Source organism: Lysobacterales bacterium (genome assembly GCA_016703225.1).
Taxonomy (GTDB): domain Bacteria; phylum Pseudomonadota; class Gammaproteobacteria; order Xanthomonadales; family Ahniellaceae; genus JADKHK01.
The window spans coordinates 1095181-1111040 of record JADJCM010000001.1 but is presented as its reverse complement, the minus strand read 5'-3'; the positions used below and the strand labels follow the sequence as shown (position 1 = coordinate 1111040).

Here is a 15860-nt window from a genome sequence, read left to right as displayed (position 1 = left end):
GGTGATGATGCCCGGCAATCTGCGCCGTGGCGGCTGAACGCGGGCCGCATTAGCGTCGCGGACTGGCCTCGGCGCCGGCGTGCCCGCTAAGGTCGCGACTTTCCTACCCGGGGGCAAGCATGTCGGAGCATCCGATCACCTGGCGCGACCGTTTGCGCTATCGCTTCGAGAACACGCTGTCGCGCGGCGCCATCGCGATCATCGCCTGGCTGGCGCTGATTTCGACCTTGGTGGTGCTGGTGACTGCACTGGCCCTGGTCCTGCTCGGCGTCGGCCAGGACCCGGCCGACCCCAGTACTCGCTACGGCTTCATCGAAGGCGCCTGGCAAGGTCTGATGCATGCGATCGACTCCGGCAACCTCGCCGGGGACAGCGGCTGGGTGCTGCGCGTGTTGATGTTGATCGTGACCATCGCCGGCATCTTCCTGGTCTCGATCCTGATCGGCACCATCACCTCGGGCCTGGAGTCGCGCCTGACCGAGCTGCGCAAGGGCCGCTCGCGCGTGATCGAACGCGAGCACACCCTGATCCTCGGCTGGTCGAGCAAGGTCTATTCGATCATCGGCGAACTGATCATCGCCAATGCCAACCAGAAGCGTCCCTGCATCGTCATCCTCGCCGACCGCGACAAGGTCGAAATGGAGGACGACATCAAGGCCAAGTTCGCGAGCACCGGCAATACCCGCATCATCTGCCGCCGCGGCGATCCGCTCGACCTCGACGATCTCGCCGTGGTCGATCCGCACGGCGCGCGTTCGATCATCGTGCTGGCGCCCGAGGAGGACAACCCGGACCTCCACGTGATCAAGTCGGTGCTGGCGATCACCAACAACCCCGAGCGCAAGGCCGAGCCCTACCACATCGTCGGCGAGATCCGCGACGAGAAGAACCTCGAGGCCGCGGCCCTGGTCGGCAATGGCGAGGCGATCTATGTTCAGGGCGAGGACCTGATCGCGCGCGTGACCGCGCAGACCTGCCGCCAGTCCGGCCTGAGCGTGGTCTACACCGAACTACTCGATTTCGACGGTGCCGAGATCTACTTCAAGGAAGAGCCCGCCCTCGTCGGCAAGAGCTACCGCGAGGCGCTGGGCGCGTACGAGGAATCCGCGCTGATCGGATTGATGCGCGCGAACGGCGAGGCCTTGGTCAATCCGCCGATGGACACCGTGCTCGCCGCCGGCGACCAGGTCATCGCGATCAGCGAGGACGACGACACCATCGTGCTGACCAATGCCACCCCGGCCAAGCCGAATCGCGGCGTGATCGTGCCGAAGCCGGAACGCACGGCCACACCCGAACGCATCCTCGTGCTCGGCTGGAACGAGAAGGCGACCGCGACCGTGCGCGAGCTCGACCAGTACGTCGCGCCCGGCTCCGAGCTGGTGGTGCTGTGCGAACGCGAAGGTTCGCGCGAGGCGCTGGTCACGCTGTCGAAGTCGATGCAGCGCCTGCGCATCCGTTTCGCCGCCGGCGACATCGGCGACCGCGCGACGCTCGACAAGCTCGGGGTCTGCGACTACGCGCACATCATCCTGCTCAGCTACAACGAGCTGCCGATCCAGGAAGCGGATGCCAAGACCCTGATCGCCCTGCTGCACCTGCGCGCGATCGCCGATGCCGCCGGTCGCGACCTGTCGATCGTCAGCGAGATGATGGACCTGCGCAATCGCGCGCTGGCCCAGGTCGCCAAGGCCGACGACTTCATCGTCAGCGACAAGCTGGTCAGCCTGATGCTCGCGCAACTCTCCGAAAACAAACATCTGGAGAAAGTGTTCCGCGTGCTGTTCAGCGCCGAGGGCTCGGAGATCTACATCCGGCCGATCGGCGACTACATCCGCCCCGGCGTACCGGTCGACTTCCACACCCTGCTCGAAGCGGCCGCGCTGCGCGGCGAAACCGCGATCGGCTATCGCATCGCGGCGCAGTCGCAGGACAAGGACCGCGGCTTCGGCGTGCGCGTCAATCCGAAGAAGTCCGCATCGGTGGTCTTCGGTGCCGCAGACCAGATCATCGTGCTGGCCGAGGATTGACCGGATTCGAGTCTGTCACCGGGCTGCGCTAGAGTTGCCGGCCCGAACCCGCCTCACGGCCAGCCGCCTGTTTCCCGGAGACACCATGCGCCCGATCCTTGCCCCAATCGCTCTCGCACTGGCAGCCGCGCTCGCGCTGGCGCCGACGGCCCAAGCCGAACCGGACTTCACGGTCAACCCGGCGACGGTGTTCATCAACGAGATCCACTACGACAACACCGGCGCGGATGCCGGGGAATTCGTGGAAATCGCGGGGCCGGCGGGTCTTGACGTCACGGGCTGGACGGTCGTGCTTTACAACGGCAGTGGCGGCGTCACCTACGCGCCATTGTTGACCTTTGCTGGCGTGATTCCCGATCAATGCGGCGGCTTTGGAACTTTGCAGCTGCCCGCTGCGGGGCTGCAGAACGGCGCGCCGGACGGGCTGGCGCTGGTGAATGCCGCCAGCGTCGTTCAGCAGTTTCTGAGCTACGAAGGCGCGTTCGCTGCCACCAATGGTCCTGCGATCGGACTCACCTCCACCAATATCGGCGTGGTCCAGGCCGGTACCGAACCGGTCGGCACCTCCTCGCTCCATCTCATTGGTACCGGGCGCCACTACCAGCACTTCACTTGGGCCGCGACGACCACCAGCCGCAGTGCGGGCGCCTGCAACACCGGCCAGACCTTTGACGGCACCGGTCCCACGGTCACCATCAACCAGGCCGTGGGCCAGGTTGATCCAGCCAGCAGCGCTGCGGCGCCGGTGGTGTTCGACGTGGTCTTCAGCGAGACCGTGACCGACTTCGTCGATGCCGATGTCACGCTCTCTGGCACGGCGGGCGCAACCACCGCGGTGGTCGCCGGCGCCGGCACCACCTACACGGTCACGGTGACCGGAATGACCGCGAACGGCACTGTGATCGCGTCGCTCAATGCCGGTGTCGCCAGCGATGCCTATGGCAATACCAGTTCGGCCTCGACCAGCGCCGACAACACGGTGACGATCGCCGATCCGGTGCCGACGGTGACGATCAACCAGGCCGTCGGCCAGGTTGATCCCACCGGCACCAGCCCGATCCTGTTCGATGTTGTCTTCAGCGAAACAGTCACCGGGTTTGTCACCGGCGACGTGAGCCTGTCCGGTACTGCCGGCGCGACCACCGCCACCGTCAGCGGCGCCGGCACCACCTACAGCGTCAGCGTCAGCGGCATGACCGCCAATGGCACGGTCATCGCGGCGATCAACGCCGGTGTCGCCACCGACAGCTTCGGTCAAGCCAACCTGGCGTCGACCAGCGTCGACAACAGCGTCACCTTCACCGATCCGGCGCCGACCGTGGCCTCGATCAACCGCATCGGCGCGACGCCGACTGCGGGCCCCAACGTGTCCTGGACCGTCACCTTCTCGGAAGCGGTGACCGGCGTCGCCACCGGCAACTTCGCACTGGTCAACGGCGGTCTGAGCGGGCCTTCGATCACCGGCGTCAGTGGTAGCGGCAGCAGCTGGACGGTGACCGCGAGCGTTGGTAGCGGCAGCGGCACGCTGGGGCTGGACATGGTCAACAGCGGCGGCGTCAGCGACAGCTTTGGCAGCGCCGTTTCCAATCTGCCGTTCGCCGGACAAGTCTTCGCCGTCGACACCTCGGTCCCGGCCGTGCTCAGCATCGTCGGCGTACCGGCCTCGGTGCTGGTGCCGGGCACGATCACCTTCACCGTGACCTTCAACCAGGCCGTGACCGGCGTCGATGCGAGCGACTTCGCATTGACCCTGGGCGGCGGCGCCGCGGCGACCATCGGCGCCGTTTCCGGCAGCGGTACTACGTGGACAGTGGTGGTCAACGTCACCGCAGCCGGCAGCGTGCAGCTGGACCTGATCGATGACGACAGCATCGTCAACGGCCTGTCGGTACCGCTCGGTGGCGCCGGTGCCGGCAACGGCAATGCGTCGAGCCCGGTCGTCGGCGGCTTCGTGCCGGCGGCGCCGGTCCCGGCGTTTGGGCCGTTCGGTCTGGGCTTGCTGATCATGCTCGCCGGCTGGCTCGGCATTGTCGCCCTGCAGCGCCGCAGCGTCTGACGCGGACATCCGCTTGAACCACGAGGGCACCTGCGGGTGCCCTCGTCGTTCCGGAGCGATACTGCTTCCATGCCGCAACTGCAACGCGATTCGGTCCTGATCGACTACGCCGTGCACGGGCCCGAGGCTGGCGAGCCCCTGCTGCTGGCGATGGGGCTCGGCATGCAGCGCATCGCCTGGCCGGTGTCCCTGCTCGATGCGTTTGCGCGCCAGGGCTTTCGCGTCATCACCTTCGACAACCGCGACATCGGCCTGAGCACGCGGTACGACCAGCACGGGGTGCCGTCCTTGCCGCGCGTGATCGGCGCACGCCTGATCGGGCGTCGCGCGCACACACCGTACCGGTTGCCAGACCTGGCCGACGATGGCGTCGCCCTGCTCGACCATCTCGGCGTCGCACACGCGCATGTGCTCGGCATCTCGATGGGCGGCATGATCGCCCAGCACATCGCGCACCGGCATGCAGCGCGCGTGCGCTCGTTGACCTTGATGTCGACCAGCAGCGGGCGCCTCGGTCTGCCGCTGCCGGCACCCGCGGTGCTGAAGCTGATGTGGTCGCGACCGCGCTCGCGCGTCAGCGTCGATGCCGCAATCGACTACTGGGTGCGCTTGTTCGGCCTGATCGGCAGCCCGGCCTGGCCGATGTCGCGCGAGGACATGGAGCGGCGTGCGCGCCTGAGTCTGCAGCGCGCGCCGACCGGCGCCGGTGTTTCGCGCCAGCTTGCGGCCCTCATCGCCGATGGGGATCGCAGCCCGTTGTTGCGCCAACTGTCGCTGCCGACGCTGGTCCTGCATGGCACGCACGACGTCATGGTGCCGCCCGCGCATGGCCGCCAGCTGGCGTCGCTGATCCCCGGCGCGCGCCTGCACACGATCCACGGCTGGGGCCACGACCTGCCGGATGCGCTCAGCGTTGAGTTCGCGCGGCTGGTTGCGAGACACGCAGTGGCATCCGCGGCCGGGTTGTGAACGCCGTTGCACCGCTCTCCCGTACACTCTCGGGCCGGAACGAGGAGAACTCCATGGGCGGCTGGATGTTGTATGGCGCCAACGGCTACACCGCGCGGCTGATCCTGGAGCTGGCGTTGAAGGCTGGGCAGCGGCCGGTGCTGGCTGGGCGCAACAGTGCGGCGATCAATGCATTGGCGAAGGAACACGGGTTGCCGGCGCGCATTTTCGATCTCGATCATCCGGACACGCTGGCTTCGGCGCTGAGTGGCATCGATGCGGTGCTGCACTGTGCCGGGCCGTTCTCGGCAACCGCGGCGCCGATGCTCGAGGGCTGCTTGAAAGTGGGTGCGCACTACCTCGACATCACCGGCGAAATCAGCGTGTTCAAGCATTGCCACGAGCAGCACGAGCGTGCCCGCGAGCGCGGAATCGTGGTGCTGCCGGGCGCAGGCTTCGATGTGGTACCGACCGATTCGATGGCGGCGCTGCTCAAGCGCGCCTTGCCCGAGGCGCACGAGCTGGTGCTCGCCTTCGATGCCGGTGGCGGTCCCAGCCAGGGCACGGCCAAGACCGCAGTCGAGGGGCTCGCCGGCGGCGGCCGGGTGCGTCGCAATGGCGAGTTGGTCGTGGTGCCGCTGGCGTATCAGACGCGCGAATTCGAGTTCGACGGTGAGCGCCGGTTCGCGATGACGATTCCGTGGGGCGATGTCTACACCGCTTACGTCTCGACCGGAATTCTCAACATCGAGGTGTACATGACGGTACCGCCCGCCACCGCGGCGCGCGTGCGGCGACTGAACTGGGTGCGACCGCTGCTTGGGCTCGGCTTCGTGCAGTCGTGGCTGAAAGGTCAGGCGGCCAAGCGCGGGCCGGGGCCGAGCGAGGACAAGCGCGGCCGTACCGGCAGCACCATCTGGGGTGAAGCGCGCAGCGCCGGCGGGCGCGAGGTGCGCAAGGTGCTGACGACGCCGAACGGCTACGACCTGACCGCGCACTCGGCGCTTGGCATTCTCAGCCATGTGCTCGAGCACAGGCCCGCAGGCGGCTATTACACGCCCTCGCAGCTGGTCGGGCCGGAGTTCGTGCTCGGCCTGCCCGGCGTGCGCCTGCATGGGTGAGGGAATCGGGCCGGGCCGCTAGACTGCGTCGCCCGACCCGCCCAGGAAACCGCCGATGAGCAACGCCCCCGACCAGATCGAACAAAAGCGGCTGCAGACACTGCCCTGGCTGATCTTTTCGTCGCGCTGGCTGCAGCTGCCGCTGTATCTGGGGTTGATCGTCGCCCAGGCGGTGTACGTGGTCCTGTTCGTGAAGGAACTCTGGCACCTGATTCTCGGCGCCACCGAGTTGAGCGAGCAGAAGATCATGCTCGCGGTGCTAGGGCTGATCGATGTGGTGATGATCTCGAACCTGCTGGTCATGGTCATCGTCGGCGGCTACGAGACCTTTGTTTCGCGTCTGCGTCTGGAGGGCCATCCGGACCAGCCCGAGTGGCTGTCGCACGTGAACGCCGGCGTGCTCAAGGTCAAGCTCGCGACCGCGATCATCGGCATCAGCTCGATCCACCTGCTCAAGACCTTCATCGAGGCCGGCCAGATCGGCATGGCCGGCGCCAAGGTCACCTGGGACGGCGTGTTCTGGCAGACCACCATCCACACCATCTTCATTCTGTCCGCGATCGGCATCGCCTACGTCGACAAGCTGATGAACGCGCCGATGTCGCACAAGCCGAAGCACTGAGCGTGGGAGCGGGCACCAGCCCGCGATTCCTAATGCTCGATGGCCAGCGCCCGGTACAGCGCATCGCGATAGGTGCGCGACAGGCCGAGTTCGGTGCCGTCCTTGAGCACCACGGTGTGGTCGCCGTTGTACAGCGGCAGCAGCTTCGCGACGCGACTGAGGTTGACGATGCGCGAGCGGTGGATACGCGCGAAGCGTTTCGGGTCAAGCCGCGTTTCCATCCGCGTCAGGGTCTCGCGCAGGATCAGCGTTTCCTTGCCGGTGCGGATGCACAGGTAGTTGCCGGCCGACTCGATCCAGTCGAGGTCGTCGAGCGCGAGCAGGCGAATGCCGTGGTCGACCGCCAGCGACAGCGGATCCGGATAGTGGTTTTCGCCGCCCAGTTGCTGCAACTGCGCGACCAGTTCCGGACTCCAGTGGCCGTGCCGGGTGCGTACCCGCTCGACCGCTTGCTGCAGGCGTTCCGGCTCGACCGGCTTGAGCAGGTAGTCGATGGCGCCGGTTTCGAACGCGCGCAGCGCATGCTGGTCGTAGGCGGTGACGAACACGATTGCCGGACGCAGGCTTTCCGGCAGCTGCGCGATCAGCGCGAAGCCGTCGCGTTCGGGCATTTCGATGTCGAGGAAGATCAGGTCCGGCGCATGTTCGTGCACCAGTTCCATGGCATCGGCCACGTTCGCAGCGGCGCCGACCACCTCGATGTCGGCGACTGCACCGAGCAGTCGCCGCAGGCGGTCGCGGGCGAGTTCGACGTCGTCGACGATCAGGCAACGCAGGGGCGAAGTCATGCGAGCTCCGGGGGTGGTGAGGGCAGGCGGACGCGGACTTCGAAGCCGCCCGCGGCGCGCGCCTGGGCGTGCAATTCGGCATTGCCGGCATAAAGCACCTGCAGGCGCCGGCGCAGGTTGCCAAGGCCGATGCCTTCGCGCAATGGCGAAGGTGCGCCGCCGCCGTCATCGAGCACGCCGATCTCCAGCAGCGCGCCGTCGCGGCGCGCCTGCACGCAGACCCGGCCGCCTTCGCGCTTGGGCGCGAGGCCGTGGCGGATGGCGTTCTCGACCAGCGGTTGCAGCAGCAGGCTCGGCACCAGATCGCCGCGCAAGCGCTCTGGCACGTCGATGTCGACGCGCAGGCGCTCGCGCATCAGCGCGTGATGGATCTCCAGGTACGCGGCGAGGAAATCCAGTTCCTCGGCCAGGGTCGAGAAATGCTGCTCGCTGCCGGACAGCGAGCGTCGCAGCAGTTCGGACAGGCGCAGGATCAGGCGTTCGGTCAAGGCCGCGTCCTGGTGCGCGAGTTCGGCCAGGGCGTTGAGGGTGTTGAACAGAAAATGCGGATCGAGCTGCGCGCGCAGCGCGGTCAACTGCGCTTCGACGCGCAGGCGCTCGGCCTCGCGATAGCGATGCCACCAGGTGTAGCCGTGGCAGGCGATCGCGGTCAGCGCGTAGAGCATGATGTTGGTCGCGGTTACACCCGAGAGCTGCAGCACCACCAGTCGCTCCACCGGCTCGCTGCGCCCGATCAGTCGCAGCCAGGCCAGCATCAACCCGAGATGCACGGCGGCGAGCACCAGTGCCGCCAGCGCATGCACGCCAAGGTGGCGCGCGGCCCGGTCTGCGCGGATCGGCCAGCGCCGGGTGATGCGCCAGACCACCGGCGTGAACAGCGCCCAGATGATCCAGATGCCGAAGTTCGACAGGATGATCACCGGGTCCGGGTCGCTGGCGCCGCGCACCGCCGCCATGATCAGTTGCTGCGGAACGTAAAGCATGCCGAGCGCGAGCCAGAACAGCGCCACCCAGGTCATCGGGTGAGCGCGCAGGCGGCGCCAGGAGGAATTCGCAGCGGGTTGGTTGGCCATGGCCGCATTGTGCCGGTCGCGCGCGCGCCGCGGCACGCGATCGGGCCCAGTGGTGTGCGGCAGGGGACGGCCGGGCGGCTGCCGCGCGCACAGCGCTGCTGCTAGCCTCGCGCCCTGTTTGCCTGGAGCCTGCATGTCCGAACCCGCTGCCGTCGCGCCACGCAAGGCCGCGATCGTGTTCATTCTGATCACCGTCGCGCTCGACCTCCTTGCGCTCGGCATGATCATTCCGGTGTTGCCGCATCTGTTCGAGCAGTTCCTCGGCAACGACACCGCGACCGCGGTGCGCTTCTACGGCTATGCCGGCATGCTCTGGGCGGCGATGCAGTTCCTGTTCTCGCCGGTGCTCGGCACGCTCTCCGACCGTTTCGGCCGGCGGCCGGTGGTGCTGATGTCGAACCTCGGCCTCGGCTTGGACTACGTGCTGATGGCGCTGGCGCCGACCCTGGCCTGGCTGTTCATCGGTCGCGCCATCTCCGGCATTACCGCGGCCAGCATCACCACCGCAGGCGCCTACATTGCCGACGTCACCCCGGCCGAGAAGCGCGCCGGCGCCTTCGGCATGATGGGCGCCGCCTTCGGCATCGGCTTCGTGATCGGCCCGGCACTCGGCGGCCTGCTCGGCGACATCGACCCGCGTCTGCCGTTCTGGGTCGCGGCCGCCATGAGCTTGTCCAACTTCTGCTATGGCCTGTTCGTCTTGCCGGAGTCGCTGCCGCCGGAAAAACGCACGCCGCGTTTCGTCTGGAAGACCGCGAATCCGCTCGGCTCGCTGTTGTGGCTGCGCAACCACGACCGCCTGCTGCCGCTCGCCAGCGTGCACTTCCTGTCGAGCCTGGCGCACTACGTGCTGCCGAGCACCTTCGTTCTGTACACCGCCTACCGCTACCACTGGGGGCCGAAGGAAGTGGGCATGGCACTCGGACTGGTCGGTGTCGCCTCCGCGATCGTGCAAGCCGGGTTGACGCGACGCATTGTCGCGCGCATCGGCGAGCGTCGGGCGTTGCTCGCCGGCCTGGTGTTCGGCGCCCTCGGCTTCGTCGACTACGGTCTCGCACCCGATGGTTACTGGATGCTCGCCGGCATTCCGGTCATGGCGTTCTGGGGCATGGCCGGACCCTCGGGACAGGCGCTGATGTCCTCGCATCTGGAGGCGCACGAGCAGGGGCGCTTGCAGGGCGGCTTGTCGAGCCTGATGGGTGTCGGCGGCCTGCTCGGCCCGGGCTTGTTCACCGCCACCTTCGCCTACTTCATCGAACCCGGCGCGGTGATGCGCCTGCCCGGTGCGCCGATGCTGGTCGCGGCACTGCTGCTGGTCGCCGCGCTGCTGGTCGCGTCGCGTGCCACGCGCGGCTATTCGGTGCGCGCCTGAGCGGCGCGCGCGTTCAGTCGAGCTTCTTCAGCCACTTCAGCAGCGGTGCCCAATCGTCCTGGTGCGAGCGGATCTGTTCGCTGTGGTAGTCGAACAGGCTTCGGCCGATGCCGGCCATCAGCACATAGCCCTGTGAATCGCGCAGTTCGGCGACCACCGGAAACGGCGCCTGTTTGAGCCGTTCGACGGCCATCTGCGTCGCATTGGTCCAGGGCTTGGTGCGGTTGGCGACGATCGCGACCGGGAACTTCTTGCGCTTGATCGCCGGCAGTTCGGCCAGTTCGGCGAAGAACGACTCCGAGGCTTCGAGGTCGATCACCGAGGGCAGCACCGGGATCACCAGCGCATCCGCGGCCTCGATCAGCTCGGCGACTTCGCTGATGCGGATGCCGGCGGCCGAATCGATCACGCAGCGCTTGCTCCCAGCGGGCAGCTTCGCCGTCACTTTCGCTCCGACCCTGCCAGCCATGCCCAGCACCGGATGCGCCAGCGCTGCACGCTTCTCGGCCCAGTGCAGCGAGGAGCCTTGCCGATCGCAGTCGATCAGCACCGTCTCGCGCCCGGCGACCGCATAGAACGCCGCCAGGTTGGTCGCCACCGTGGTCTTGCCACAACCGCCCTTCGGACTCGCAATCAGGATCGTGCGCATCGCCCATCTCCGCTGCTGTTGCCGGAAGATAGCGGCAGCGGGGCGCCGGGCCAAACATCCGTTCGGGGCGAGCCCGCCCCCCGCTGCTAAACTCCGCGCCCATTTTTGCTGCCCCGAGACTCGACATGGCCGTACCCGCCGAGCAGTTGGACCGTTCCTACACGCTGGACGACAAGTACACGCGGCGCGAAGGACGCATCTTCCTGTCCGGCGTGCAGGCGCTGGTGCGCTTGCCGATCATGCAGGCGCTGCGCGATCAGGCGGCGGGGCTGAACACGGCCGGCTTCATCTCCGGCTATCGCGGTTCGCCCTTGGGTGGCTTCGATCTGGAGCTGTGGAAAGCGAAGAAGCACCTCGAATCGCAGAAGGTGAAGTTCCAGCCCGGCTTGAACGAGGACCTGGGCGCGACCATGGTCTGGGGCTCGCAGCAGACCAACCTGTTCCAGGGCGCCAAGTACGACGGCGTGTTCTCGATGTGGTACGGCAAGGGCCCCGGCGTCGATCGCTGCGGCGACGTGTTCAAGCATGGCAATGCCGCCGGCACCTCCAGCCATGGCGGCGTGCTCGCGCTTGCGGCCGACGACCATGCCTGCCGTTCCTCGACCCTGCCGCACGGTTCCGAACACGAGTTCGTCTCGGCGCTGATGCCGGTGCTGAATCCGGCAGGAGTGCAAGACATCCTCGACATGGGCCTGCTTGGCTGGGCGATGTCGCGCTTCACCGGACGCTGGGTCGGCTTCAAGACCATCGCCGAAACCGTGGAGTCCTCGGCCTCGGTCAACGTCAATCCGCACCAGCTCGACATCGTGCTGCCGCACGACTTCGAGCTGCCGGCGGGCGGACTCAACATCCGCTGGCCGGACCCGCCGCTGAACCAGGAAATGCGCCTGCACCAATACGCCGTCGCCGCGGCCGAGGCGTTCGCGCGCGCCAACCGCATCGACAAGACCGTGATCGATTCGCCGAAGGCGCGCTTCGGTATCGTTACCACCGGCAAGAGCTACCTCGACGTGCTGCAGGCGCTCGAATACCTCGGCATCGACCGGCGCATGGCCGAAGACATCGGCATCCGCGTCTACAAGGTCGGCATGACCTGGCCGCTGGAACCGATCGGCATCCGCAACTTCGCGCGTGGCCTCGAAGACATCCTGATCGTCGAAGAAAAGCGCAGCTTCATCGAGTCGCAGATGAAGGAGGCGATGTACAACTGGGACCACGCCACGCGCCCGAGCATCGTCGGCAAGTACAACGAGGCTGGCGCATGGATCCTGCCGAGCACCTCGGAACTGACGCCGGCGATGATCGCGATGGCGATCGCCGCGCGCCTGTCGCGCTTCTTCACCAGCGAAACGATCGTGTCGCGGCTGCAGTGGATCGAGGAAAAGGAACGCGAACTGGCCGCACCGCGCGCCAGCTTCCCGCGCGCCGCGCATTACTGCTCGGGCTGCCCGCACAATTCCTCGACCGTGGTGCCGGAAGGTTCGCGCGCGCTCGGTGGCATCGGCTGCCACTACATGGTCACCTGGATGGACCGTCGCACCGACACCTTCACGCAGATGGGCGGCGAGGGCACCACCTGGTGCGGCCAGGCGCCGTTCACCGACGAGAAGCACGTGTTCCAGAACCTCGGTGACGGCACCTACTTCCATTCGGGTTCGCTGGCGATCCGTCAGGCGATCGCGGCGAAGGTGAACATCACCTACAAGATCCTCTACAACGACGCGATGGCGATGACCGGCGGCCAGCCGGTGGACGGCACGCTGACGGTGCCGGACATCGCACATCAGGTGCGTTCGGAAGGCGTGAAGACGATCGTCGTGCTGAGCGACCACATCGAAAAATGGTCGCGCCCGGAGATCTTCCCGGAAGGCGTCGAGTTTTTCGATCGCGAGGAACTCGAAGCGGTGCAGACGCGCCTGCGCGAGGTACCCGGGGTCAGCGTGCTGATCTTCGACCAGACCTGCGCCGCGGAGTTGCGGCGTCGGCGCAAGCGCGGCAAGGCGGTCGATCCGAACCGTCGCACCTTCATCAATCCGGCCGTCTGCGAAGGCTGCGGCGATTGCGGCGTGGCCTCCAACTGTGTTTCGGTGCTGCCGCTGGAAACCGAGTTCGGGCGCAAGCGCGAGATCGACCAGAGCAACTGCAACAAGGACTTCAGTTGCGTCAAGGGCTTCTGCCCGAGCTTCGTGACCATCGAGGGCGGCGCGCTGCGCAAGCAGAAGGGATCGGGCGCCAGCATCGACGTTTCCAACCTGCCGCTGCCGCCGCAGCGCACCGACCTGGAACAACCCTGGAACATCCTGGTCACCGGCATCGGCGGCACCGGCGTCGTCACCATCGGCGCGCTGATCGGCATGGCCGCGCACCTCGAAGGCAAGGGCACTTCGGTGCTGGACCAGACCGGCCTGGCGCAGAAGGGCGGGGCGGTGACCACGCACGTGCGCGTCGCGCGTTCGCCCAACGACATCCACGCGGTGCGCATCGCCGCCGGTGAGGCCGACCTGGTGCTCGGCTGCGACATGGTCGTGGTCAACGACTACTGGGCGATGTCGAAGATTCGCGCCGGTCGTGCGCACACCGTGCTGAACGGCTACGAAGCCATGCCCGGCACCTTCGCCCGCAACCCCGACCTGCAGTTTCCGAAGGCGCAGATCGTCGACGCGGTGCAGACCGCGATGGGCGGCGACAAGCCGGACCTGGTCGACGCCACCGAACTCGCCACCGCGCTGCTCGGCGACTCGATCGCGACCAACACCTTCATGCTCGGCTACGCCTGGCAGAAGGGCTTCGTGCCGGTGTCGATGGATGCGCTGATGCGCGCGATCGAACTCAACGGCGCCGCGATCGAACTGAACAAGCGCGCGTTCTACTGGGGCCGGCTCGCCGCGCACGATCTCGCCGCAGTGAAGAAGGCGGCGGCACTGAAGACGCCGCCGGCGTTCATGGATTTCGTCGGTGTCGCCGCAGTGGCCACCGATGCCCAGGAACATCTCGCCACTTCGGCCGCATTCGAGGGCTTCGGCCGGCTGGCGCAGACGCTGGACGAGAGCGTCGCGCTGCGCGCCAAGTACCTGACCGAATACCAGGACGGCGCCTACGCGCAGCGCTACAAGGCGCTGGTCGCCAAAGTGCGCGCGGCCGAGAGCGGCAAGCGTGCCGGGTCCAGCCAGCTCAGTGAAGTGGTCGCCCGCCACGCCTTCAAGCTGATGGCGTACAAGGACGAGTACGAGGTCGCGCGCCTGTACACCACCGGCGATTTCGAAAAGCGCATCCGCGAAACCTTCGACGGCGACTACAAGGTCCACTTCAACCTGGCGCCGCCGCTGTTCGCGCGCAAGGATGCCGATGGCCAGCCGCTGAAGTCGGCCTATGGTCCGTGGGTGTTCAGCGCGTTCAAGTTGCTGGCGAAGATGAAGGGACTGCGCGGCGGTTTCTTCGACGTCTTCGGCAAGACCGCCGAGCGCCGCATGGAGCGGCAACTGGTCGAGGACTACTTCCGCACCGTCGACGAACTGGTCGACCGCCTCGATGCCTCGAACCACGCCCTCGCCGTGCAGATCGCCGAGGTCCCGGAGCACATCCGCGGCTACGGCCACGTCAAGGCCGCGCACCTGGCCAAGGCCCGGGCGCGCGAAGTCGAGTTGCTGGCGCAGTTCCGAAATCCTCCGGCGAGCGAGACCGCCAAGGCCGCCTGAGCGAGCCGCGGTTGCTGGTGTCGGACAACTACTAATTTGTGTGGTATTAGTAGTTGACTGACACCAGGACCGCCATGAAGCTGCCGCTCAGCCCCCCGTCCGTCGACGCGATTCTTGGCAGAAATCCCAGTCTGCTGAAGGACATGGGTTTGCGGCTTGGGGGCGAGGCAGACGTCAATGGCCGTTATGAGCATTGGGATCATCTGCGCCATCTGACGCCTCCTGCGGGATACAGCAGTGAGACCTGGTGGGCAGCGCTCAAGCTGGCCCGGTCGGCGCGATCGCGCCCGCTGCCGCTGACCGACAAGGCTGGCCGACCCATATGGGTCGCATTGACCGATACCTTCCAGCGGCGCCTGCATTTCTTCGACCGAAGCGCCTCCGGTTCCTTCGCCGAACTGGTCGAAGACAGCGACCACCGCACCCACGAACGCCACCTCGCGCGTTCGCTGATCGAGGAGGCAATGACCTCCTCACAGCTGGAAGGCGCCTCGACCACTTCCGAGGTCGCCAAGGCGATGCTGCGCAGCCGACGCCCGCCGCGCGACAAAAGCGAACGGATGATCGTCAACAACTACCGCGCGACGCTGGATTTGGCGAGATGGATCGAACAACCACTCACGCCCGAGCGGATCTGCGAGATCCACCGCGTCATCACCGATGGCACGCTGGACAACCCGGACACTGCCGGGCGGCTACGCAAGAGCGACGAAGCGATCCATGTTGTCGACGGCATCTCGCAGCGCGTGTTGCACGAACCGCCGCCGGCGCACGAGCTCAGCGAGCGCATGCTGCGACTCTGTGCGTTCGCCAATGACGACCAGCTGCAACCGTTCCTGCATCCGGTCGTCCGCGCCATCGCAATCCACTTTCAGATGGGCTACGACCACCCGTTCGTGGACGGCAACGGTCGCACCGCACGAACCCTGTTCTACTGGTCGATGCTGCGATCGGGCTACTGGCTGTCTCGCTACCTGTCGATCTCTTCGGTCATCCGGCGCAAGCCTGCGGACTACCAGCGCGCCTACCTTTACACCGAGTCCGACGGCAACGATCTCGGCTACTTCGTCGAGCACCAGCTGGACGTCATGCAGCGTGCGTTCGATGGTCTGATGCAGTACGTGCGGCGCAAGCGCGCCGAGCGTCGCGACGGTGCCGGGCTGCTGCGCGCCGACTCGCGCCTGGGCGCATCCTTGAATCACCGCCAGCGCCGCCTGCTGGAGCATGCGCTTCAACATGGCGACCACGCCTACACCATTGCCGAGCACCAGCGACGACACACAGTGACGTACCAGACCGCGCGCACCGATCTCCTGGATCTGGCGAAACGCGACCTGCTCGAACTGCGCAAGGAAGGGCGCGCCTTCACGTTCTTCGCGCCACTCGATCTGGCCGCCCGCATTCGCGATGCTGGCGGCAGAGCCGAAAACCAGCGGTCGGCGGCTGCGGATCCGTAGGCCCGCGCCACGGGGCACGGGCGGCAACCGCGCATGTGCGCGTCGCGCC

The 15860-nt window shown here is 66.9% G+C and carries 11 protein-coding genes; 8 read left to right on the top strand and 3 right to left on the bottom strand.

Annotation, left to right across the window (positions count from 1 at the left end; translation table 11 throughout):
• Positions 1-119: 119 nt before the first annotated feature.
• From IPG63_04750 to IPG63_04730, 5 genes are all read left to right on the top strand, one after another.
• Complete coding sequence (locus tag IPG63_04750) at positions 120-2030, top strand: potassium transporter TrkA (protein ID MBK6726559.1); 1911 nt, start codon at positions 120-122, stop codon at positions 2028-2030.
• Between the two features lie 85 nt (positions 2031-2115).
• Complete coding sequence (locus IPG63_04745) at positions 2116-4086, top strand: hypothetical protein (GenBank protein ID MBK6726558.1); 1971 nt, start codon at positions 2116-2118, stop codon at positions 4084-4086.
• Between the two features lie 69 nt (positions 4087-4155).
• Positions 4156-5055, top strand: coding sequence for an alpha/beta hydrolase (locus IPG63_04740; GenBank protein ID MBK6726557.1), 900 nt, complete (start codon positions 4156-4158; stop codon positions 5053-5055).
• Positions 5056-5108: 53 nt separating this feature from the next.
• Positions 5109-6155: a saccharopine dehydrogenase NADP-binding domain-containing protein gene (locus IPG63_04735; GenBank protein ID MBK6726556.1), complete on the top strand. Its 1047-nt coding sequence runs from the start codon at positions 5109-5111 to the stop codon at positions 6153-6155.
• A 55-nt stretch (positions 6156-6210) separates the two neighbouring features.
• Entirely contained in the window at positions 6211-6777 is a 567-nt protein-coding gene (locus IPG63_04730; GenBank protein ID MBK6726555.1) for a TIGR00645 family protein, read from the top strand.
• Between the two features lie 29 nt (positions 6778-6806).
• On the opposite strand, the gene IPG63_04725 is transcribed toward IPG63_04730, so the two are convergent.
• Both IPG63_04725 and IPG63_04720 read right to left on the bottom strand, forming a co-directional pair.
• Complete coding sequence (locus tag IPG63_04725; GenBank protein MBK6726554.1) at positions 6807-7565, bottom strand: response regulator transcription factor; 759 nt, start codon at positions 7563-7565, stop codon at positions 6807-6809.
• On the bottom strand, positions 7562-8638 hold the full coding sequence (locus IPG63_04720) for a histidine kinase (GenBank protein ID MBK6726553.1): 1077 nt from the start codon (positions 8636-8638) through the stop codon (positions 7562-7564). The genes IPG63_04725 and IPG63_04720 overlap by 4 nt, the downstream gene beginning before the upstream one ends.
• A 133-nt stretch (positions 8639-8771) precedes the next feature.
• On the opposite strand from IPG63_04720, the gene IPG63_04715 reads away from it, so the two are divergent.
• Complete coding sequence (locus IPG63_04715) at positions 8772-10010, top strand: TCR/Tet family MFS transporter (protein MBK6726552.1); 1239 nt, start codon at positions 8772-8774, stop codon at positions 10008-10010.
• A gap of 13 nt (positions 10011-10023) precedes the next feature.
• Here IPG63_04715 and IPG63_04710 read toward each other — a convergent pair whose 3' ends face one another.
• Positions 10024-10659 (bottom strand): ParA family protein, encoded by a 636-nt coding sequence (locus IPG63_04710; GenBank protein ID MBK6726551.1) that lies wholly within the window; start codon positions 10657-10659, stop codon positions 10024-10026.
• Between the two features lie 125 nt (positions 10660-10784).
• Here IPG63_04710 and IPG63_04705 point away from each other — a divergent pair, with 125 nt between their 5' ends.
• Positions 10785-14354 (top strand): indolepyruvate ferredoxin oxidoreductase family protein, encoded by a 3570-nt coding sequence (locus IPG63_04705; GenBank protein MBK6726550.1) that lies wholly within the window; start codon positions 10785-10787, stop codon positions 14352-14354.
• A gap of 74 nt (positions 14355-14428) precedes the next feature.
• Positions 14429-15811, top strand: coding sequence for a Fic family protein (locus tag IPG63_04700; GenBank protein MBK6726549.1), 1383 nt, complete (start codon positions 14429-14431; stop codon positions 15809-15811).
• Positions 15812-15860: the final 49 nt, after the last annotated feature.